The sequence below is a fragment of the Stenotrophomonas sp. STEN020 genome, from assembly GCF_056760195.1.
The window spans coordinates 26,479-46,698 of record NZ_JBRREI010000038.1 but is presented as its reverse complement, the minus strand read 5'-3'; the positions used below and the strand labels follow the sequence as shown (position 1 = coordinate 46,698).

Sequence of the window (20,220 nt, the reverse complement as noted above, 5' to 3'; positions counted from 1 at the left end):
GCTCCTGCAGCATGGCTGGCAAGGCCCCATGCCGAGCATGGCTCGGCACTACAGCTCCCTCCCTTTTGCGCAGCAAAGGGGAGGGTTGGGGAGGGGTAAGCTTTTTGCCGGTTGATGCAATCCCGGCTTCGCGGCTTACGCCGCTCCTGCGGCATGGCTGGTAAAGCCCCATGCCGAGCATGGCTCGGCACTACGCATAACCCACGCCACGTGACCTGCATTCCCCGCAGTCCGCCCGCGCTCCTGCATAATCAGCACGATGAGCGTCCTGCGTTTTGACAATGTCAGCAAACACTATGCCGGTGGCCATCAGGCGCTGCTGGATGTCAGCTTCGAGGTGGCGGCCGGCGAGATGCTGTTCGTCACCGGGCACTCCGGTGCCGGCAAGAGCACCTTGCTCAAGCTGATCCATCTGAGCGAGCGGCCCAGCCGTGGCGCTGTCATCTTCGGCGAGCGCAATCTGCTCAAGGTGCGTGGCGGCAAGGTTGCCCTGCATCGGCGCGAAGTCGGCGCGGTCTATCAGGACCATCGCCTGCTGGTCGACCGCAGCATCGGCGAGAACGTCGCCCTGCCGCTGATCCTGCGCGGCGACCGCCGTGCCGATACCGGCAAGCGGGTGCGCTCGGTGCTGGAGCGGATGGGCCTTGGCCATCGCGAAAAGGCGCTGCCCAGCGAACTGTCGGCCGGTGAGCAGCAGCGCGTCGGCATTGCCCGTGCAATCGTCGCCGAGCCCAAGCTGCTGGTGGCCGACGAGCCCACCGGCAATCTTGATCCGACCCTGGCCGCGGAAATCATGACCTTGTTTGCCGAGCTGCCGGCGCGCGGCACCAGCGTGCTGGTGGTCAGCCATGACCTGGCCCTGCTCAAGCAGATGCGCAAGCGCGTGTTGATCCTCGATCACGGCCGTCTGGTCGATGACATCTCGCCGCAGGACCTGGCCGAATGACTAGCAGCAACAGCAGCGAGAAGTCCGCAACGAACACCAGCACGGCAGCGCCGTCGCGGCTGGCAACCTGGATCAACCACCATTTGCACAGCGTGGTGTTCAGTCTCGGCCGCGCGCTGCGCAGGCCGTGGGCGACCGCGCTGACGGTGGCGGTGATGGCACTGGCCTTGGCACTGCCGTTGGGGCTGTCGATCGGCCTGGACAACCTCAAGCATTTCTCCGGCAGCGTGCAGCAATCACGCGATATCAACCTGTTCCTGAAGACCGACGTCGATGGCGCCGCTGCGCAGGAGTTGGCCAAGACCCTGCGCGCCCGTGCCGATGTGGCGCAGGTGCAGCTGCGCACGCCAGACGAAGGCTTGGCCGAGCTGCGTCAGAACGCAGGTCTGGGCGAAGCCATCGATGCGCTGGGCGAGAACCCGCTGCCCACGTTGCTGATCGTGACTCCAACCGGCGGCGTCGACGCCGACTTGGCCAAATCGCTGGAAACCCTGCCGCAGGCAGATCTGGTCCAGCACGACGCACTCTGGCGGCAGCGGCTGGATGGCTGGCTGAACTTTGGTGCGCGCCTGGTGCAGGTGTTGTCGGTGCTGCTGGGATTGGGCGCAGCGTTGGTGGTTGGCAACACGGTGCGCCTGGATATCCAGGCACGGCGCGAGGAAATCGGCGTGCTGCAGTTGCTGGGGGCCAGTGATGGCTTCATCCGTCGCCCGTTTGTCTATATGGGCGCGTGGTACGGGCTCGCTGCCGGTGCGCTCGCCTTGGGCTTGATCGGCGTATGCGGGCTGGCCTTGCGCGCGCCACTGGCCAATCTGTCGCAAAGCTACGGCAGCCCCTTCATGTTGCATGGTCTGGATCTGCTGCATTCGGGCATGGTGCTGGTAGGCACCACGATTCTGGGTTGGTTGGGGGCATGGCTGGTTACCGGTCACTTCCTCAGGCAGACTCGCCCGACTGAAACCTGAGGCCCGCATGTCCACGCACGAGCTCAAGCACCTGATCAGCGACGCGCCGCGGGTAATGGTGGTCGATGGATCCAAACTGGTACGGCGCCTGATCAGCGACGTGCTCAAGCGCGAACTGCCGGATGTCGAGGTTGTGGGCTGCGCCAGCATTGCCGAGGCGCGTGAAGCGCTGGCAGCTGGCCCGGTGCATCTGGTCACCACTTCGCTGGCCCTGCCTGATGGCGATGGCCTGGCGCTGGCGCGTGGCGTGCGCGAAACCGCCGGACAGGCCTATGTGCCGGTGATCGTGGTTTCCGGCGACGCCCAGCAGCATCTGGAACAGCGCCGCTTCACCGAATACGTCACCGACTATTTCGACAAGGCGCTGGGCCATGAAGCCTTGGCGACCTTCATCCGTGGCTATGTGCAGCCCGAGCCGGTGGCCAATGCGACCGTGCTCTATGTCGAAGACAGCCGCGTGGTGGCCGAAGCCACCAAGCGCATGCTCGAACGCCACGACCTGCATGTCGTGCACGTGCTTACCGCCGAGGATGCATTCTCGCTGCTCACCGCCGAGTCGCTGGGCCGCACCACGCGCCAAGTGGACCTGGTGCTGACCGACGTCACCCTCAAGGGCGAGCTCAGTGGGCGCGATGTGGTCGAGCGCATCCGCGTCGACTTCGCCTATGGCAAGCGACGCCTGCCGGTACTGGTGATGACCGGTGACAGCAATCCGCACAACCAGTCGGCACTGCTGCAGTCCGGCGCCAATGATCTGGTGCAGAAACCCATTGAAGAACGTCTGCTGGTGACCAAGGTGCTGTTCCAGCTGCGGCTGGCGCGCATGGCACAGCCGGCGGTGGTGCTGTGAGCGAAGACGGCGCACAGATCCAGCTCGAGCCCAGTTGGAAGGCGCGCATTGGCGATTGGCTGCTGCGCCCGGAAATGCGCGAGCTGTCGGCCTTCCTGCGCAAGCGCAAGGCGGCCGGCGTACACGTATTCCCGCCTGGCCCGGAAATCTTTGCCGCTTTCAACGCCACCCCGTTCGAGCAGGTAAAAGTCGTCGTGCTGGGTCAGGACCCGTACCACGGCTACGGTCAGGCGCATGGTTTGAGTTTCTCGGTGATGCCGGGTGTGCCGGTGCCGCCGTCGCTGCTCAACATTTACAAGGAGCTTGAAGCCGACCTGGCTATCCCGCGCCCGGACCACGGCTGCCTGCTGCCATGGGCGCAGCAAGGTGTGCTGCTGCTCAACGCTGTGCTGACGGTGGAAGAGGGCAAGGCCGGCGCGCATCAGGGCCGCGGCTGGGAGGGTTTCACCGACCATGTGGTCGACGTGCTCAACCGTGAGCGCGAAGGCCTGGTGTTCCTGCTGTGGGGTGCCTACGCCCAGAAAAAAGGCAAGGTCATCGATACCCGCCGCCACCGCGTGTTCAAGGCGCCGCATCCTTCGCCGTTGTCGGCGCACCGTGGGTTCCTCGGCTGCCGTCATTTCTCGCAGACCAATGACTATCTGGCCCGCAACGGCCAAACCCGGATCGACTGGCGGCTGCCGGCGCTTGCGGCCTTGACGGCGTAAAGCTGGCGTTTTGGGCGCCCGTCACATCTCTCTTACGATTGTGTGTTTTTATGCCGGCCACGGGGGGCATGCATCCTGCATGGTCCGGCAGCGTTGCGCCTTAGGGGGCGTTGATGACCAGGGGATTTTTCGGCGCGATAAGCGCTCTTTTTTCATGGGTGTCTTTCAAATCGCGTGCGTCAACTGATGCCCGGGCCTTGTTCGCGCGGGTGCTCAACATCGCGCTGATGTGCACGGGAATGCTGGCGGTGCCTGCGTTTGCGCAGTCGGTGAGTTCGACGGTAAGCCCGGGCAGCTTCACTGCTGCTGGCAATGTCCTTACCTTTACCTTCAACGTGAACTCGAAGGACAGCCCCATCACCGGGGTGAGCTTCAGTGGTGTGCCTGATCCTTTCCAGGCCGGGTCGAACTGCAGTGCGCTGACGGCGACAGGCTCGTGTACGGCCAGATACACGATTACCGCCGACGACGTGGCGCTGGGTGGCGTGCAGGTCTCGCTCAATTACACGATGACACGTTCAGGGGGAGGGTCGTGGGGCGGGGCGGTTTCGTCGTCGACGTCCTGGATCTCGCTCGCTGGTGTGCCAAGTGCCCCGAGCAACGTGACTGCGGTTGCGGGCAAACGGTCGGCGAAAGTGAGCTTCACTCCATCTGCAGAAAATGGCGGCGGCACAGTCACCTACTCTGTCACGGCAATGGCAATGAACGGTGGTGCCTGGAAGTCCGCGCAAGGCAGCGGTAGCCCGATCAACGTGGTCGGATTGACCGGCAACAAGCAATACCAGTTTTACATCAACGGGACCAGCGCCGGGGGGGGCAGTGTGCCCAGCCTCACGTCCAACACGGTGACAGCCTTGCCTGCGGCACCGGAGCTCAACGCTCTGAGCCGGAGCTCCGGCCCCACAGTCGGTGGCAATTCGATCAACCTCGACGGCGAATATTTCAGCGACGCCACGGCGGTCAAGTTTGGTAGTGCGATCGCCGTCTTCTCGGTCAGCGACGACAACCGCATCGTAGCGACAGTGCCCGCTGGTACCGGTACGGTGGATGTCACTGTGACCACCGCGGACGGCACCAGCGCGACCTCGCCCAGCACCAAGTACACCTATGTTCCAGCACCCGCAGTGACGTCGATCTCGCCGACCGCTGGCCCGATCGCCGGTGGCACCTCGGTGGTCATCAACGGTACCAACTTCAGCGGTGCAACAGCGGTGAAGTTCGGTGCGAGCAACGCGAGCAGCTACTCGGTAAACAGTGCAACCCAGATCACCGCGACCGCGCCTGCAGGGGCCGCCGGTACGCTGGACGTGACGGTGACCACGGTCGGCGGCACCAGCGCGACCAGTGCCGCTGACCAGTACACCTATGCTGCGGCGCCCACAGTGACTTCCATCGCGCCGAGCGCAGGTCCTGCTGGCGGCGGCACGACGGTGACCATTACCGGTACCAACTTCAGCGGTGCCACAGCGGTAACCTTCGGCGCCACTGCCGCGGCCGGCTTCACTGTCAATAGCGCCACCCAGATCACCGCGACCGCGCCAGCGGGCACGGGCACGGTGGACGTACGCGTGAGCACCGCTGGCGGTACCAGTGCGACCAGTGCGGCCGATCAGTTCACCTATGTGGCAGCGCCCACAGTGACTTCCATCGCGCCGAGCGCAGGTCCTGCTGGCGGAGGCACGACGGTGACCATTACCGGTGCCAACTTCAGCGGTGCCACGGCGGTGACCTTCGGCGCGACTGCGGCGACCGGTTTCACGGTCAACAGCGCCACCCAGATCACCGCTACCGCGCCAGCGGGTACGGGCACAGTGGACGTACGCGTGACCACGACTGGCGGTACAAGCGCGACCAGTGCGGCCGATCAGTTCACCTATGTGGCAGCGCCCACGGTGACATCGGTTTCGCCGACCAGCGGCCCGGCCACGGGCGGCACGACAGTGATCATCAGCGGCACCAACTTCAGCGGCGCCACGGCGGTAACCTTCGGTGCGACTGCGGCGACCGGTTTCACGGTCAACAGCGCCACCCAGATCACCGCGACCGCGCCAGCGGGCACGGGCACGGTGGACGTGCGGGTGACTACGATTGGCGGCACCAGTGCAACCAGTGCCGCTGATCAATACGCCTATGTGCCAAGCCCCAGCGTAACCTCCATCTCACCGACCGCCGGTCCGACAGGCGGCGGCACGACGGTGATCATCAGCGGCAACAACTTCAGCGGCGCCACGGCGGTAACCTTCGGTGCGACTGCGGCGACCGGTTTCACGGTCAACAGCGCCACCCAGATCACCGCGACCGCGCCGGCAGGTAGCCCCGGTACGGTGGACGTACGGGTGACCTCCGGCGGCGGCACCAGCGCGACCAGTGCTGCCGATCAGTTCACCTATGTGGCAGCGCCCGCAGTGACGTCGGTTTCGCCGACCAGCGGCCCGACCACGGGCGGCACGACGGTGACCATCACCGGTACCAACTTCAGCGGTGCCACAGCGGTGACCTTCGGCGCGACTGCGGCGGCCGGCTTCACGGTCAATAGCGCTACCCAGATCACCGCGACCGCGCCAGCGGGCACGGGCACGGTGGACGTACGCGTGAGCACCGCTGGCGGTACCAGTGCGACCAGTGCGGCCGATCAGTTCACCTATGTGGCAGCGCCCACGGTGACGTCGGTTTCGCCGACCAGCGGCCCGGCTACGGGTGGCACCTCGGTGATCATCAGCGGCATCAACTTCAGCGGTGCCACGGCGGTGACCTTCGGCGCGACTGCGGCGACCGGTTTCGCGGTCAACAGCGCCACCCAGATCACCGCGACCGCGCCTGCAGGTACGGGCACAGTGGACGTACGCGTGACCACGACTGGCGGTACAAGCGCGACCAGTGCTGCTGATCAGTACACCTATGTGGCAGCGCCCACGGTGACGTCGATCTCGCCGACCACGGGCCCGATTGCCGGCGGTACGACGGTGGTGATCAGCGGTAGCAACTTCAGTGGTGCCACCGCAGTGACCTTCGGCGGGACTGCGGCGACCGGTTTCACGGTCAACAGCGCCACCCAGATCACCGCGACCGCGCCTGCAGGTACGGGCACGGTGGACGTGCGGGTGACCACGGTTGGCGGCACCAGCGCGACCAGTGCCGCTGACCAGTACACCTATGCTGCGGCGCCCACAGTGACTTCCATCGCGCCGAGCGCAGGTCCTGCTGGCGGCGGCACGACGGTGACCATTACCGGTACCAACTTCAGCGGTGCCACAGTTGTGACCTTCGGCGCCACTGCCGCGAGCGGCTTCACGGTCAATAGCGCTACCCAGATCACCGCGACCGCGCCAGCGGGCACGGGCACGGTAGACGTACGCGTGAGCACCGCTGGCGGTACCAGTGCGACCAGTGCTGCCGATCAGTTCACCTATGTAGCAGCACCCACGGTGACATCGATCTCGCCAGCCAACGGCCCGACTGCCGGTGGCACCACGGTGGTGATCAACGGTAGCAACTTCAGTGGTGCGACGGCGGTGACCTTCGGTGCGACGGCGGCGAGCGGCTTCACGGTCAACAGCGCCACCCAGATCACCGCGACCGCGCCTGCAGGGGCCGCCGGTACGGTGGACGTGCGGGTAACCACACTGGGAGGTACCAGTGCGACCAGTGCTGCAGATCAGTTCACCTATCTGCTGGCACCGACAGTCAGCTCCATCACCCGGGTGGGCAGCAATCCCAGCAACGCCAGTACGCTGAATTTCACCGTGGTGTTCTCCGAAGCGGTGACCGGCGTGGATACGGCGGACTTCACGCTGACCAGCGCCGGCGGACCAAGCGGAACGATCAGCGCCATTACTGGTTCCGGTACCACCTATACGGTGACCATCACGGGTGTAAGTGGCACTGGCACGTTGGGCCTGGATCTCAACAGCAGCGGAACCGGAATCATCAATGGCTCGGGGATCGCAATCGCCGGTGGTTACACCAATGGCGAGACCTACACGGTGGACACCATCAATCCGGTGGTGACGACGGTGACCGTGCCTGCTGCGGGCCACTATCTTGCGCCCGACGCGCTGGGCTTCACGGTCAACTTCAGCAAGCCGGTGAACGTGACCGGTGCCCCGCGCTTGCCGCTGGTGATCGGTAGCAGCACGGTCTATGCCGGTTACTTGTCCGGTTCGGGCAGCAACGTGTTGTCCTTCAGCTACACCGTGGCCAGCAGCGATGGTGATACCGACGGCATCGCCGTTGCCAACGCAATCGATGCCAATGGTGGCTCGCTGAAAGACGCGATTGGCAATGACGCGGTACTGACGCTCAATAGTGTGGGATCGACCACCGGGGTATTGGTCGGGCAGAACCCGCAGAGCCTAGTTTTTGCTGCGCAGGCAGGGCAGAGCTTCGTGTCCAACGGCACGTTCGCATTGAACCCGGTGGCCACCGCCAGCAGCGCTCTGGCGGTCAGCTACAGCGTAGCCCCGGCAACCGCGACTGTGTGTTCGATCAGCGGTACCACGGTGACGATGCTTAGCGCCGGCAACTGCGTGATCGCCGCCGACCAGGCCGGTGATGCTTATTGGCTGGCTGCGCCGCAGCTGACCCAGACCATCAGCATCGGCCAATTGTCACAGGTGATCACCGGTTTTACCGCCAACCCGGCTGCACCGGTGTTTACCCCCGCAGGTACGTTCAGCGTAGCGGCTGTGGGTGGTGCATCCGGCGAAGCGGTGGTGTTTGCCTCCACGTCTCCGTCGGTATGTACGGTCAACGGTTCCAGCGTGACCATGCTGGCGGGTGGCAACTGCGCATTGACCGCAGACCAAGCGGGCAACACCAATTACTCGGCAGCCGCGCAGGTGCAGCTGAACGTGCTGATCAATGTCGCCACGCAGACGATCACCGGCTTTGTCGCCAATCCGGTCGCACCGGTGTTCACCCCCGCAGGCACGTTCAGCGTATCGGCCGCGGGCGGAGCGTCCGGCGAACCGGTGGTATTTGCTTCCACCTCTCCGTTGGTATGTACCGTCAACGGTTCCAGTGTGACCATGCTGGCGGGCGGCAACTGCACATTGACCGCAGACCAAGCGGGCAACACCAGTTACTCGGCGGCTGCGCAGGTGCAGCTGAGCGTGTCGATCAACGTCGCTACGCAGGCGATCACCGGCTTTGTCGCCAATCCAGCCGCACCGGTGTTCACCCCCACAGGTACGTTCAGCGTTGCGGCCGCGGGCGGAGCGTCCGGCGAACCGGTGGTGTTTGCTTCCACGTCTCCGTCGGTATGTACGGTCAACGGTTCCAGCGTGACGATGCTGACGGGCGGGAACTGCGCATTGACCGCAGACCAAGCGGGCAACACCAGTTACTCGGCGGCTGCGCAGGTGCAGCTGAACGTGCCGATCGGCGTCGCCCAGCAGGCGATTACGGGCTTCACCGCCGCCCCGTCGGCACCTGTGTTCGTGCCGAATGGAACGTTTACGGTATCGGCTGTGGGTAGCGTTTCCGGCGAGCCGGTGGTGTTCGCTTCCAACTCGCCGTCGCTGTGTACGGTCAGTGGCGCGACGGTAACGATGCTGGCGGCGGGCAACTGCCTGTTGACAGCCAACCAGGCTGGCAATGATCGTTACGCACCGGCAGCGCAGCAGACCCTGAGCGTGCTGATCAGCCCGGCGGACCAGGTGATCAGCGGCTTCGTCGCCAATCCGGTCGCACCTGTCTTTGTGGCAAACGGCAGCTTCACCGTTGCGGCCACCGGTGGAAACTCCGGTGTGCCGGTGGTATTTGCCTCCACATCCTCGTCGGTGTGTACGGTCAGCGGTTCGACGGTGACGATGCTGACGGCGGGCGACTGCATGTTAAGTGCCGACCAGGCGGGCAATGCCAACTATTCGGCGGCCGCGCAGCAGACCCTGCATGTGGTGATCGGTGCGGCGACGCAGGTGATCAGCGGCTTCGTCGCCAACCCGGGCGCACCTGTCTTTATGGAAAACGGTAGCTTTACCGTTGCGGCCACCGGTGGAAACTCCGGTGTGCCGGTGGTGTTTGCCTCCACATCCCCGTCGGTGTGTACGGTCAGCGGTTCGACGGTGGCGATGCTGACGGCGGGCGACTGCATGTTGAGTGCCGACCAGGCGGGCAATGCCAGCTATTCGGCGGCCGCGCAGCAGACTCTGCGTGTGGTGATCGGTGCGGCGACGCAGGCGATTAGCGGCTTCGTCGCCAACCCGGTCGCACCTGTCTTTGTGGCAAACGGCAGCTTCACCGTTGCGGCGACCGGCGGCAACTCCGGTCAGCCGGTGGTGTTTGCGTCCACGTCCACGTCGGTGTGTACAGTCAACGGTTCGACAGTGACGATGCTGGCGGCAGGTGACTGCATGTTGAGCGCCGACCAAGCGGGCAACGCCAGTTACTCGGCCGCTGCACAGCAGACCCTGCGTGTGGTGATCGGTGCGGCGACGCAGGTGATCAGTCACTTCGTCGCCAACCCGGGCGCACCGACGTACGTAGCGAACGGCAGCTTCAGCGTGTCGGCAACCGGAGGCAGTTCGGGTGCGCCGGTGACATTCAATTCGACGTCGCCGGGCGTGTGTACGGTGTCCGGTAGCACGGTGACGATGCTGTCGGCAGGCGCTTGTGCACTGACTGCCGACCAGGCTGGTAACGCCAACTACAGTGCTGCCGCACAGGTGAAGCTGGACGTGCAGATTGGCAAGGCCACGCCGGCCCTGACATGGGTAGCCAACATACGCCGCCTGCGCAGCGAAGGTGACTTTGATCTGCCGAACCCGAGCAGCAATGCACCGGGCGACTTCACCTTCGTCAGCAGCAATACGCAGGTTGCCACTGTCAGTGGCCGCAGCGTCAGCATCGTCGGCGCTGGTATGACCACCTTGACTGCTACGCTGGCGGCGTCGGGCAACTTCGTTGCGGCCACGATCAGCCTGGAGCTGACCGTCGATGAGCGCCCCGATCCGACCCGCGAAGCATCGGTAGCCGCTGGCATACAGGCACAGTTGGATGCCAGCCTGCGCTTCGTGCAGGCTCAGCAGGACAACATCCGTGGACGACTGGGCCAGTTGCGTCATGGCCGCAACACATCTTCCAACGGAATGTCGCTGAGCATGCAGGGCGGTAACAATCAGCCAGGGCTGTCGCTGAGTGCCGACCAGGTGGGTGCGAAGGTACCCAAGCTGCCGGCAGGGTGGGGCGTGTGGAGCGCCGGTTCCATCATCCAGGGTGAGCGTGATGCCCGCGGTGCAAGCGAGGGCTTCAAGTTCCGCAGTGATGGTGTGAGCTTCGGCGTCGATCGTGCGATAGGCGAAGCGCTGGTGTTGGGTGCAGCCGGTGGCATGGGCTGGAACGACACCGACTTCGATACCGGTGGCTCGTCGCTGGATGCCAAGCAGCAATCGTTCGCGCTTTATGGCGTATGGCACTCGAACAACTGGTTTGTCGACAGCCTGTTGGGCTTGGGGCAGCTGGACTTCGACAACAAGCGCCGCAGCACGGTAGCCAACGCAACGGCCACCGGCTCGCGCGACGGCGACCAGCGCTTTGCTTCGTTCACCCTGGGCTATGACCACAGGGGTGAAGTCAGCACCTTGACCGGCTATGGCCGGGTGGATGCCAGCAAGACCACACTGGACGCCTATCGCGAACATGGCCTGGGCATCTACGACCTGCAGTACGAGCAGCAGAAGGTGAACAGCAGCTCGGCGGCTGTGGGTGTGGAGGGGCGCTACAACTTCCGCACCGCCACGGCGATGCTGCGCCCGACCTGGCTGCTGGAATGGCGTCAGTCGCTGAACAGTAGTGGCGATGCCGAGTTGAACTATGTGGTTGCACCGCGTGACAGCAACTACGTACTGGGGCTGCGCAGTTACAACGATGACCTGTTGGCGGTGGGTGCCGGCTTGGATGTGGACTTCAGTAATGGCTGGAGCATGTCCTTCCTGTTCCGTCGCGAACAAGCGCGTGATGCGTTCGCCAACAGCTTTGGTCTGCGTATTGGTTATGGGCGGGCACTGGCGCCGATCAATGCTGAGCAGGCCTGGTTCCAGAACAACGGCCTGACCCGGCCGGTGGTTGAACCAAACCGGGCGACGAGCAAGCCTTAAGGGGCGTTGAAGTTCGGGCTGGCGGTCCGCGCAGCTGCGCTGGCCAAGAGGGAGGGAGCAGCGATGCTTCCTCCCTCTGCTCTTTCCGCCGGGAGGCTCGGCGGACAGCCGAGCGGGACAGCCCGACGGGACAAAGCCTGCGAGCGGCAAAACGCAGGCGATCGTCCCGATGTCGGCCGGCCGCTGGCTGAATCTCATTGATCCTTGTCATATGCGGGAGACACTGGGTTTGCTACGTTAGTAGTCCTGTCACGGTGTCATCGTTTCTGTTGCCTATTCAGGTTTAATCTCGATTTCGCCGACAAAAATAGAACGCTGGAACTTTTTCTGTACTGAGCAGTCCAATAGTTCGACTGCTAAGATGAGGTCCTATGAACCTGAACACCTCTACTGCCCTTGTGGCAAACAATCTCCCGATCCCCAGTGCGCTCGGTTCGCTGGACGCCTACATCGGTGCCGTGCACCAGATCCCGGTGCTGTCGGTCGATGAGGAGCAGGAACTGTCGCGTCGCTTCCGTGACGAGCAGGATCTGAACGCCGCGCGTGAGCTGGTGCATTCGCACCTGCGCTTCGTCGTGCACGTGGCCCGCGGCTACAACGGCTACGGCCTGCAGTTGGGCGACCTGATCCAGGAAGGCAACATCGGCCTGATGAAGGCGGTCAAGCGCTTCGACCCGGACATGGGTGTGCGTCTGGTCTCCTTCGCGGTGCACTGGATCCGTGCCGAGATGCACGAGTTCATCCTCAAGAACTGGCGCATCGTCAAGGTCGCCACGACCAAGGCGCAGCGCAAGCTGTTCTTCAACCTGCGCAAGTCCAAGACCCGCTTGGGCTGGATGAACGCTGCCGAGGTCAGTGCCGTCGCCAAGGATCTGAACGTCTCCGAGCGTGAAGTGATGGAGATGGAATCGCGTCTGTCCGGTCGTGACATCGGCTTCGATGCGCCGTCGGATGAAGACGACGATCATGCGCCGCCGTCGCCGGCTGCGTATCTGGTCGCGCGCGATGAAGATCCGTCGCAGGCCTATGAGCGCGAGGACAGCGAAGACAACCAGCTGAGCCTGCTGCGCGAAGGTCTGGCCAAGCTCGACCAGCGTTCGCGCGACATCATCGCCCGCCGTTGGCTGGAAGCCGACAGCAAGGTGACGCTGCAGGAACTGGCAGATGAGTACGGCGTGTCTGCCGAGCGCATCCGTCAGATCGAAGCCAACGCGCTGAAGAAGATGAAGGCACTGTTCGCCGCCTGAGCAAGGCAGCAGCAGTAACACGAAGGCCCGGGGAAACCCGGGCCTTTGTTTTGTAGTGCCGAGCCATGCTCGGCAAGAGGCCTTGTGCACGAACTAACCCCGTGTAGTGCCGAGCCATGCTCGGCAGAGGCATTACCGGTGGCGGTTGGTCCGTGCATGGAGCCCCTGCCGAGCATGGCTCGGCACTACCGGTGAGCTTTCCCGTGTAGATTCGGCATTCCTCTTGCAGACGGAGCTGGTGATGAAAGGGAACTGCCTGTGCGGTGCCGTCGAAGTGATCGCCAATGAGCATTCGGAAATCGGTCTATGCCATTGCAGCATGTGCCGGCGCTGGTCTGGCGGCCCGTTGTTCGCGGTGCATTGCGATGACCAGGTGCAGGTCATCGGCAGCGCGTTGAAGACCTATCGATCCTCCGACTGGGCCGAGCGCGGCTTCTGCTCACAGTGCGGTACGCACCTGTATTACCGGCTGGTACCGGACGGCGAATACTTCGTGCCGGCCGGCTTGTTCCAGGAACAATCGTTCGAACTGGCCAGCCAGATATTCATCGACGAAAAACCGTCGTACTACGATCTGGCCAACGAGACGCCGAAACTCACCGGCCGCGAAGTATTCGAGCAGTTCGCCAACGGCAACAGCTGATCACCGCTGGCCTGGCTTCGATCAACCCGCAGGCTCCTTGCCATCCTCCTCGTCGGCATCGCCGAGGATGATGCGCGCGCTGCGCTGGTAGCTCCAATACGCTACCGCCCAGTTCAGCAGCACCACCAAGCGGTTGCGGAAGCCGATCAGGAAGAACACGTGCGCGGCCAGCCAGAACCACCAGGCCAGCAAGCCGGACAGCTGCAGCTTGCCGACATGGACGATCGCCGCCATGCGGCCGATGGTGGCCAGATTGCCCTGGTCGTTGTAGCGGAATGGCGGTGGCGCTGGCTTGCCATCAAGACGCGCGCGGATCACCTGCGCCACGTACTTGCCCATCTGCTTGGCAGCAGGCGCCACCCCCGGCACCGGCCGGCCGTTGGCCTGCATCAGCGCGACCAGATCGCCACCGGCGAAGATCTCCGGGTGGCCGGGAACGGTGAGGTCCGGTTCCACCTGTATGCGGCCGGCGCGGTCCAGCGGCACGTCCAGCGTGCGCGCCAACGGTGAGGCGGCGACGCCGGCTGCCCACACCACGGTGCGCGCAGGCACGTGGGTGTCACCAAGCTGGAAGCCCTGTCCGTCGATATGGCTGACGGCAGTGCCGGTGAGCACTTCCACGCCGAGCTTTTCCAGCTGGCGACGGGCCTTCAACGACAGCACTTCCGGGAAGGTCGAGAGCACCCGCGGCCCGGCTTCAACCAGCCGCACCTTGGCGTCGGCCGGGTTGATATGGCGGAACTCGTTCTTCAGCGTGTGACGGGCGATCTCGGCCAGCGTGCCGGCCAGCTCCACGCCGGTGGGGCCACCGCCGACGATGGCGAAACTCAGCCATGCGGCGCGCTTGGCCGGATCGGGTTCGGCTTCGGCGCGCTCGAAGGCCAGCAGCAGCTTGCGGCGTAGGTAAAGCGCGTCGTCCAGCGTTTTCAGGCCGGGCGCATCGGCGGCCCATTCGTCGTGGCCGAAATAGGCATGGGTGGCGCCGCTGGCGACCAGCAGCATGTCGTAAGCGATTTGGCTGCCATCGCCGAGTTGCACCTTCCTGGCGTGCTTGTCGATGGACACCACTTCGCCCAACCGCACCTCGATATTGCGTTGCTTGCCGAGGATGTGCCGCAGCGGCGCGGCGATATCCGGCGACGACAGACCGGCAGTGGCCACCTGGTAGAGCAGGGGCTGGAACAGGTGGTGGTTGCGGCGATCGACCAGGGTGATGCGCAAAGGTGTATCGGCCAGCGCACGGCTGGCCCAGAGCCCGGCGAAACCTCCGCCGACGACAACAAGGTGCGGGTGTTGCTGCATGACGTACTCCGGTGTGGCCGGTGAACCGGCCGTGGGGGCGGGTTGTCAGCGCACATCATCGCATTGATGTGCTTTGAAACAGCGATGACCGATACTGGCACTCAGCTTGCCGCCATGGAGTGACCCGTGTCTGAGCCTGAGAAGCGCATCGCGCTGTTGATCGATGCCGACAACGCACCGTCATCGAAGATCGATGAGATCCTCGTCGAAGTGGCCGCCTTCGGCGTGGCCAACGTGCGCCGTGCCTACGGCGACTGGAAGAACCCGCGACTGAAGGGTTGGGAAAGCGTGCTGCACGAATTCGCGATCCGGCCGATCCAGCAATTCGCTTACTCCAAGGGCAAGAACGCCTCGGACATGGCGATGGTGGTGGACGCAATGGACCTGCTGTACGCACGCAACCTGGACGGCTTCGCGATTGTCTCCAGCGACGCCGACTTCACCCCGCTGGTGATGCGCATCCTCACCGATGGCTTGAAGGTCTATGGCTTCGGCGAGCAGAAAACACCGCTGGCCTTCGTCAACGCCTGCTCGAAATTCATCTATCTGGAAGCGCTGGGCAATGCGCCAGCGGATGTGGTCGAGCCGGCGGTTGCCAGCAACACGCCTGCAGCCGTAGCTGCTGCGGATTCGGCGGAGCCAGCTGCGGCTCCGATCAAGCCGCGCAGCACCAATGAGCTTCGTGGTGACACGCGCCTGCTCAATCTATTGCGCGGCGCAGTGGATGCCGTGGCGGATGAGCAGGGATGGGCCTTGCTCAGTGCCGTCGGCAACCAGATTGCCAACCGCGCCTCGTTCGACTCGCGCAACTATGGCTATCGGAAGTTGAGCGAATTGATTGACGCCACCGGCCTGTTCGAGGTCAAGCGTGCCGGCAAGGCATCGGCGGTACGCGCGCTGCCACGTATAGGCGCGCGCGATGAGTCCTGATTTGAGAGGAGTGGCGGAATGTTGAAAATCTGGGGTCGGCGCAATTCCAGCAATGTGCGCAAGGTGCTGTGGTGTGCCGAGGAAATCGGCCTTCCTTATGAGTCGATTGAAGTAGGCGGTGCGTTTGGCGGTACGCAGACCGCTGAGTACCGCGCGATGAATCCCAATGGCCTGGTGCCGGTGATCGAGGACCATGGTCTGCCGGTGTGGGAGTCCAACGCCATCGTGCGCTATCTGTCGGCGCGATATGCGCTGGACGTGTTGTATCCGTCCGATCCGGTCGAGCGTGCGCGCAGCGAACAATGGATGGATTGGACGACATCGAGTTTTGCGGTGGCGTTCCGTGATCTGTTCTGGGGCGTGGTGCGCACTGCGCCAGCGGATCGTGATGAGGCGCGGATTGCGGCGGCGTTGTTGCGCTGTGGTGAGTTGTTGGCGCTGGTTGATGCGGCTTTGGAAAATCAGCCTTGGTTGTCTGGCGAGCGGTTTGCGATGGGCGATATTCCATTGGGCTCGTTCATCTACGCCTGGTTTGAGATGCCGATTCAGCGCCCGGAGCTGCCGCATCTGGCAGCGTGGTACGCGCGGCTGCAGCAGCGACCGGCGTATCGGAAAGGGGTTATGACGGCGTTGACTTAGGCTTCTGTGGGATGCAGGAATGCAGGAGTGCTAGCCCCTCTCCCGCTTGCGGGAGAGGGGTTGGGGTGAGGGGAGCTTTTGATTGTCGGCTTGTTGTTTTCTGCATAGGCAGCACCGCAGCAACAGCAACAGCAACAGCCCCCCATCCGCCCTTCGGGCACCTTCCTCCGCAGGCGGGAGAAGGGAAAACGGTCTCCGCCAGCTCCAATTAAAAAGCCGCGCTGTTGCCAGCGCGGCTTTTCATTACCTCCGTGCGCTAGGCACGGTTACAACAGTCTTAGAACTTCCAGTTCACGCCGAAGTAGACGACACGGCCGGCGTAACCGTTGGAGTAGAAACGGGCCTTGGTGTCGTTGCCCAGATGGGTGCGCGTCTCTTCCTTGGTCAGGTTCAACACCGAGGCACTCAGGCTCAATGCCGGGGTGATGTTGTAGGCAGCGTTCAGGTCGATCTGCTGGTAGGGCTCCTGGTAGAGGTTCAGACCGCTGACCAGACCCTGCACCACTTCGCCACGACGGTTCCACGAGGCACGCAGCAACAGCTTCTCCACTTCATAGAACATGGTGAAGTTGGCCTGGTTCTTGGCGCTGCCAACCAGCGGCGACTTGCCGATGGCGGTGCCGTCTTCTAGGGTGATTGCCGCTTCGTTGGTGTCGTTCCAGGTGTAGTTCGCCTGGAAGCCCAGGCCGAAGTCCAGCGTGTGCTGGGCGTAGAACTCCAGACCCTGCGATACCGCATCACGACCACCGGCGGTGGTGGAGTAGTTCTGCACGACCACGGTCTGGCCGCCGACGTTCTGCGTCACGTCCTGCATCACCGGTACCGAGAAGTTGCTGACGTCCTTGCGGAACAGGCCCAGGCCCAGCACCGAGCCGGGGTGGAAGTACCACTCCACGCCGATGTCGTACTGGGTGGCCTTGTAGGCTTCCAGATTCTTGTTGCTGCCCGAGCCGTACCAGCCCTGCTCACCGGCACCACCGGTGAGGCGGCGGTCGTTGACGTATTCGGGGCTGAAGTACTCAAGGCTGCCAGGTGCGGCGATGTTGCCGTAGCTCGGGCGCGAGATCACCTTGGAGGCGGCTGCGCGCAGCAGCAGGTTCTCGGTCAGGTCATAGGCCAGGTTGAAGCTGGGCAGCACGTCGGTGTAGTTGCGGTCCAGGCCGCTGACCGCGAACGACTCTTTGCGCTGCTGGTCGTCCGAGAGCCGCCAGTACTTTTCGCTGCCGCAGTAGGTATCAACCGGAGCGCCACCCGGCACCGGATCGGTATCCTGGCAGGCCAACGGATTGCCGTTGGCGTCGTCGAAGAAGTAGTCGTTGTAGGACGTCACCTTGTCGGTGGAATCGGCGTGTTGGCGGGTGCTGACCACGCGCACGCCGACGTTGCCGCGCAGCCGCTCGGTGCGGAAGTTGGCCTGCAGGTAGGTGGAATAGATCTTTTCGTCCACGTTGTAGACGAAGTTGTCCTCGTTGCGGGTCTGCATCGGCCCGTAGGTCTTGTTCAGATGGGCGATGTAGGCCGGGTAGTTGATGGCCGGGAACGCGCTTGCATTGATGCCGCCGGCCAGGTTGCCCATGCCGTAGATGAAGTCGGGCGAGAACTGCTGGGCGACGTTGTTGCAGCGGCCGTTCCAGTAGCGGTTGCCGTAGTCGCTCGGGTCGGTGCCAGGGCAGGCCCAGTAGCTGTTGCCGGTGCTGCGGTGGATGCCGCCGTCACGGTACTTGACGCCGAACTGCAGCGATTCCAGGAAGCCGGAGTCGTTATGCCAGGTGGTATCGATCTGGGCGAACTTCTGCTGGTTGGTGTTGCGGGTCCATGACGAGCCGGTGGAGCCGAGGTCAACCTGCAGGATGCCGTTCTTCAGGTTCTGCATCAGTTCCGGCGAGAACGCCATCGACGGCGTGCCGATCAGGCTCCAGGAGCTGGCCAGGTTGCCCAAGTTCCAGCTGCCGTCCGCATTCTGGCTGCGCGGCTTGAGCGGCACCGAGAACTGCAGCGACGGGCCGCCCTTGGCCCAGGTGCGCCCGCCCTTGAAGGCGATGTCAACCGACTCGCCGCGCCATTCGGCGGAGAAATCGGCGGTCTGCGACAGTGACTTTTCGAGGTTATAGCTGCCGGTGATCTGCGGGGTCGGTACGGTGCAGTCGTCCGAGCCCCAGCCACCCGGCGCCATGCCGCCGGCGGCAGCTTGGTCTTCGCTGCAGTAATAGGTCTTGCCCGGGTGCTTGCTGTAGTCGGCGCCGGTGACGATGGTGCCACTGGCGTCCATGGTCAGCCCATCGAGCAGGCGCCCGCCGGCCCAGTTGCCGTCACCCCAATAGCGGGCGATGTTCCATTCCGGCACCTTGATGGTGTGGGTCTGGGAGTTCTGCGACAGGTCGAAGCGGAAGTAGTTCGCGGTCAGGGTGAGGTTGTCCAGCGGCTTGAACTGGAGGGTCAACTGGCCGCCCTTGCGCTCGCGCTCCTCGTCCTTGACGTCGAGGTTCACCGAGGTCGGCATCATGAAGCCGGTGTAGTACTTGCCGCTCTGGTCGTAGAAGCCGGTGCCGCCCCACCAGTTGGAATTGAAGTCGGAAGGCTTGCCGTTGACGTCAACCGCAGTGCCGCCTTCGTCACGGCCATACCAGGACCAGCCTTCAGTGCTGGCGCCCATGGTGCGGGTGGTGCGCTTCTGGTCGGTGTAACCGACGAACACGCCAAAACGCTCGTCCTTGTCATGCCACGAATACGAGGCGGAGAGCTGGCCGTCGGTCTTCTTGGTGGTGTCGGCCCAGGTGCCGTCGACGGAGACGAAGCCGGTGTTGGCTTCCATGTCCAGCGGGCGACGCGTGTGCAGGATCACCGTGCCGCCGATGCCGCCTTCGTCGATGCGCGCTTCCGGCGACTTGAACAGCTCGGCGCTGCCCAGCATGTTCGACGGCAGCAGGGTGTAGTTGAACGAGCGGGTCGGGTCGCCATTGGATTCGGCGGTTGCCACGTAGTTGCCGTTCAACTCGGTAAGGGTCAGTTCCGAGGACAGGCCACGCACGCTGACGTTCTTACCTTCGCCGCCGCTGCGGGTGATGATCACGCCGGGCACGCGCTGCAGCGCGTCGGCCACGTTCTTGTCGGGGAACTTGCCGACGTCTTCTGCGGTGATTACCTCGACCACGGCATTGGCGTCGCGCTTTTGCTCAAGGCTTTTTTCGATGGCGTAGCGGTAACCGGTGACGGTTACGCTGTCGAGCGTGGTGGCGTCGGGGCTGGTGCTGGCCTGTTGCGCGAACGCAGCGCCGGGGACGGCGGCCACGGCGAACAAGGCGAAGGCAATGGCGGCGGACAAGCTGTCGCGGCCGTGCTTGCGTGTGATCTGTTTCATTTCTCTCCCTCTCCTGGATTGAATCGTTAACTGTCACGTTGATTTGGACTTGTATCGATCTAAAAACGGGTGAAACCGGGGCCTTGTTGCGTTCGCTCAATGACTGCTTTGGCGCTCGAGCAGGGTTCCGTTGCCGGCGATCGTGGGGGTGTCGATTTGGATCGATCTAAACGATTGGCGCGCATTTTTTAGCACAGCCGGGGGTTGGACGCATGTTGCTTCGCAATATGGCGTGGGTTGGCGGGGCGGGCGTGGAGGGGGCAGTGCCGGGGGGGGGGGGGGGGGGGGGGGCGGGGGGGGGGGCGGGGCGGCGGGGGGGGGGGGGGGGGGGGGGGGGGGGGGGGCTCCGGGCGCACCCTTGCGGGGTTGCGGCGTGGCGGTTATCGCCCCGCCCCAGCTTGGCTCGGGGCACTACGTCGCAGCTGCGGAGGAGCGCAGCGATGCTGTTTGGGCCTTGCCGGGAGAGCCCTGCCGAGCATGGCTCGGCACTACGTCGCACCCCCGGAGCGCAGCGATGCTGCGTTCGGGCCTTGCCGG

12 protein-coding genes are annotated in these 20,220 nt (G+C 64.0%); 9 read left to right on the top strand and 3 right to left on the bottom strand.

Annotation, left to right across the window (positions count from 1 at the left end):
• The first annotated feature begins 259 nt into the window (after nucleotides 1-259).
• The 4 genes from ftsE to ung are packed head-to-tail and all read left to right on the top strand — an operon-like array spanning nucleotide 260 to nucleotide 3,468.
• Nucleotides 260-946: a cell division ATP-binding protein FtsE gene (gene ftsE / locus ACVOLZ_RS15445; RefSeq protein WP_481510910.1), complete on the top strand. Its 687-nt coding sequence runs from the start codon at nucleotides 260-262 to the stop codon at nucleotides 944-946.
• Nucleotides 943-1,911 (top strand): permease-like cell division protein FtsX, encoded by a 969-nt coding sequence (ftsX, locus tag ACVOLZ_RS15440; protein WP_481516904.1) that lies wholly within the window; start codon nucleotides 943-945, stop codon nucleotides 1,909-1,911. The genes ftsE and ftsX overlap by 4 nt, the downstream gene beginning before the upstream one ends.
• 7 nt (nucleotides 1,912-1,918) lie before the next feature.
• Nucleotides 1,919-2,761 (top strand): response regulator, encoded by an 843-nt coding sequence (locus ACVOLZ_RS15435; protein WP_282272954.1) that lies wholly within the window; start codon nucleotides 1,919-1,921, stop codon nucleotides 2,759-2,761.
• Nucleotides 2,758-3,468, top strand: a complete 711-nt coding sequence (gene ung / locus ACVOLZ_RS15430; RefSeq protein WP_481516903.1) for a uracil-DNA glycosylase — start codon at nucleotides 2,758-2,760, stop codon at nucleotides 3,466-3,468. Before ACVOLZ_RS15435 ends, ung begins: the two co-directional genes overlap by 4 nt.
• Nucleotides 3,469-3,568: 100 nt before the next feature.
• Here ung and ACVOLZ_RS15425 read toward each other — a convergent pair whose 3' ends face one another.
• Nucleotides 3,569-3,922, bottom strand: coding sequence for a hypothetical protein (locus ACVOLZ_RS15425; protein WP_481516902.1), 354 nt, complete (start codon nucleotides 3,920-3,922; stop codon nucleotides 3,569-3,571).
• Nucleotides 3,923-4,163: 241 nt separating this feature from the next.
• Here ACVOLZ_RS15425 and ACVOLZ_RS15420 point away from each other — a divergent pair, with 241 nt between their 5' ends.
• The 3 genes from ACVOLZ_RS15420 (at nucleotide 4,164) to ACVOLZ_RS15410 (ending at nucleotide 13,454) form a co-directional block, all read left to right on the top strand.
• The gene (locus tag ACVOLZ_RS15420; RefSeq protein ID WP_481516901.1) at nucleotides 4,164-11,564 is read left to right on the top strand and encodes an IPT/TIG domain-containing protein; all 7,401 of its coding nucleotides are present in this window, start codon (nucleotides 4,164-4,166) and stop codon (nucleotides 11,562-11,564) included.
• A gap of 371 nt (nucleotides 11,565-11,935) precedes the next feature.
• Nucleotides 11,936-12,811 carry an RNA polymerase sigma factor RpoH gene (gene rpoH, locus ACVOLZ_RS15415; RefSeq protein WP_282272958.1) on the top strand — a complete coding sequence of 292 codons (876 nt, stop codon included), beginning with the start codon at nucleotides 11,936-11,938 and terminating at the stop codon, nucleotides 12,809-12,811.
• Nucleotides 12,812-13,052: 241 nt separating this feature from the next.
• The gene (locus tag ACVOLZ_RS15410; protein WP_481516900.1) at nucleotides 13,053-13,454 is read left to right on the top strand and encodes a GFA family protein; all 402 of its coding nucleotides are present in this window, start codon (nucleotides 13,053-13,055) and stop codon (nucleotides 13,452-13,454) included.
• Nucleotides 13,455-13,475: 21 nt separating this feature from the next.
• Here the strand turns inward: ACVOLZ_RS15410 and ACVOLZ_RS15405 are convergent, their stop codons facing one another.
• Nucleotides 13,476-14,756: an NAD(P)/FAD-dependent oxidoreductase gene (locus ACVOLZ_RS15405; RefSeq protein ID WP_481516899.1), complete on the bottom strand. Its 1,281-nt coding sequence runs from the start codon at nucleotides 14,754-14,756 to the stop codon at nucleotides 13,476-13,478.
• A 126-nt stretch (nucleotides 14,757-14,882) separates the two neighbouring features.
• Between ACVOLZ_RS15405 and ACVOLZ_RS15400 the strand changes: the two genes are divergently transcribed.
• On the top strand, nucleotides 14,883-15,686 hold the full coding sequence (locus ACVOLZ_RS15400; protein WP_481516898.1) for an NYN domain-containing protein: 804 nt from the start codon (nucleotides 14,883-14,885) through the stop codon (nucleotides 15,684-15,686).
• 18 nt (nucleotides 15,687-15,704) lie between these two features.
• Complete coding sequence (locus ACVOLZ_RS15395; RefSeq protein ID WP_481516897.1) at nucleotides 15,705-16,325, top strand: glutathione S-transferase family protein; 621 nt, start codon at nucleotides 15,705-15,707, stop codon at nucleotides 16,323-16,325.
• 277 nt (nucleotides 16,326-16,602) lie between these two features.
• Here the strand turns inward: ACVOLZ_RS15395 and ACVOLZ_RS15390 are convergent, their stop codons facing one another.
• Complete coding sequence (locus tag ACVOLZ_RS15390; protein ID WP_481516896.1) at nucleotides 16,603-19,683, bottom strand: TonB-dependent receptor; 3,081 nt, start codon at nucleotides 19,681-19,683, stop codon at nucleotides 16,603-16,605.
• Nucleotides 19,684-20,220 lie beyond the last annotated feature (537 nt).

Bases quoted from the DNA above. Each gene is read 5' to 3' on its own strand.
- ftsE (WP_481510910.1), top strand. From the start codon at position 260: ATGAGCGTCCTGCGTTTTGACAATGTCAGCAAACACTATGCCGGTGGC.
- ftsX (WP_481516904.1), top strand. From the start codon at position 943: ATGACTAGCAGCAACAGCAGCGAGAAGTCCGCAACGAACACCAGCACG.
- ACVOLZ_RS15435 (WP_282272954.1), top strand. From the start codon at position 1,919: ATGTCCACGCACGAGCTCAAGCACCTGATCAGCGACGCGCCGCGGGTA.
- ACVOLZ_RS15420 (WP_481516901.1), top strand. From the start codon at position 4,164: ATGGCAATGAACGGTGGTGCCTGGAAGTCCGCGCAAGGCAGCGGTAGC.
- rpoH (WP_282272958.1), top strand. From the start codon at position 11,936: ATGAACCTGAACACCTCTACTGCCCTTGTGGCAAACAATCTCCCGATC.
- ACVOLZ_RS15410 (WP_481516900.1), top strand. From the start codon at position 13,053: ATGAAAGGGAACTGCCTGTGCGGTGCCGTCGAAGTGATCGCCAATGAG.
- ACVOLZ_RS15405 (WP_481516899.1), bottom strand. From the start codon at position 14,756: ATGCAGCAACACCCGCACCTTGTTGTCGTCGGCGGAGGTTTCGCCGGG.
- ACVOLZ_RS15395 (WP_481516897.1), top strand. From the start codon at position 15,705: ATGTTGAAAATCTGGGGTCGGCGCAATTCCAGCAATGTGCGCAAGGTG.
- ACVOLZ_RS15390 (WP_481516896.1), bottom strand. From the start codon at position 19,683: ATGAAACAGATCACACGCAAGCACGGCCGCGACAGCTTGTCCGCCGCC.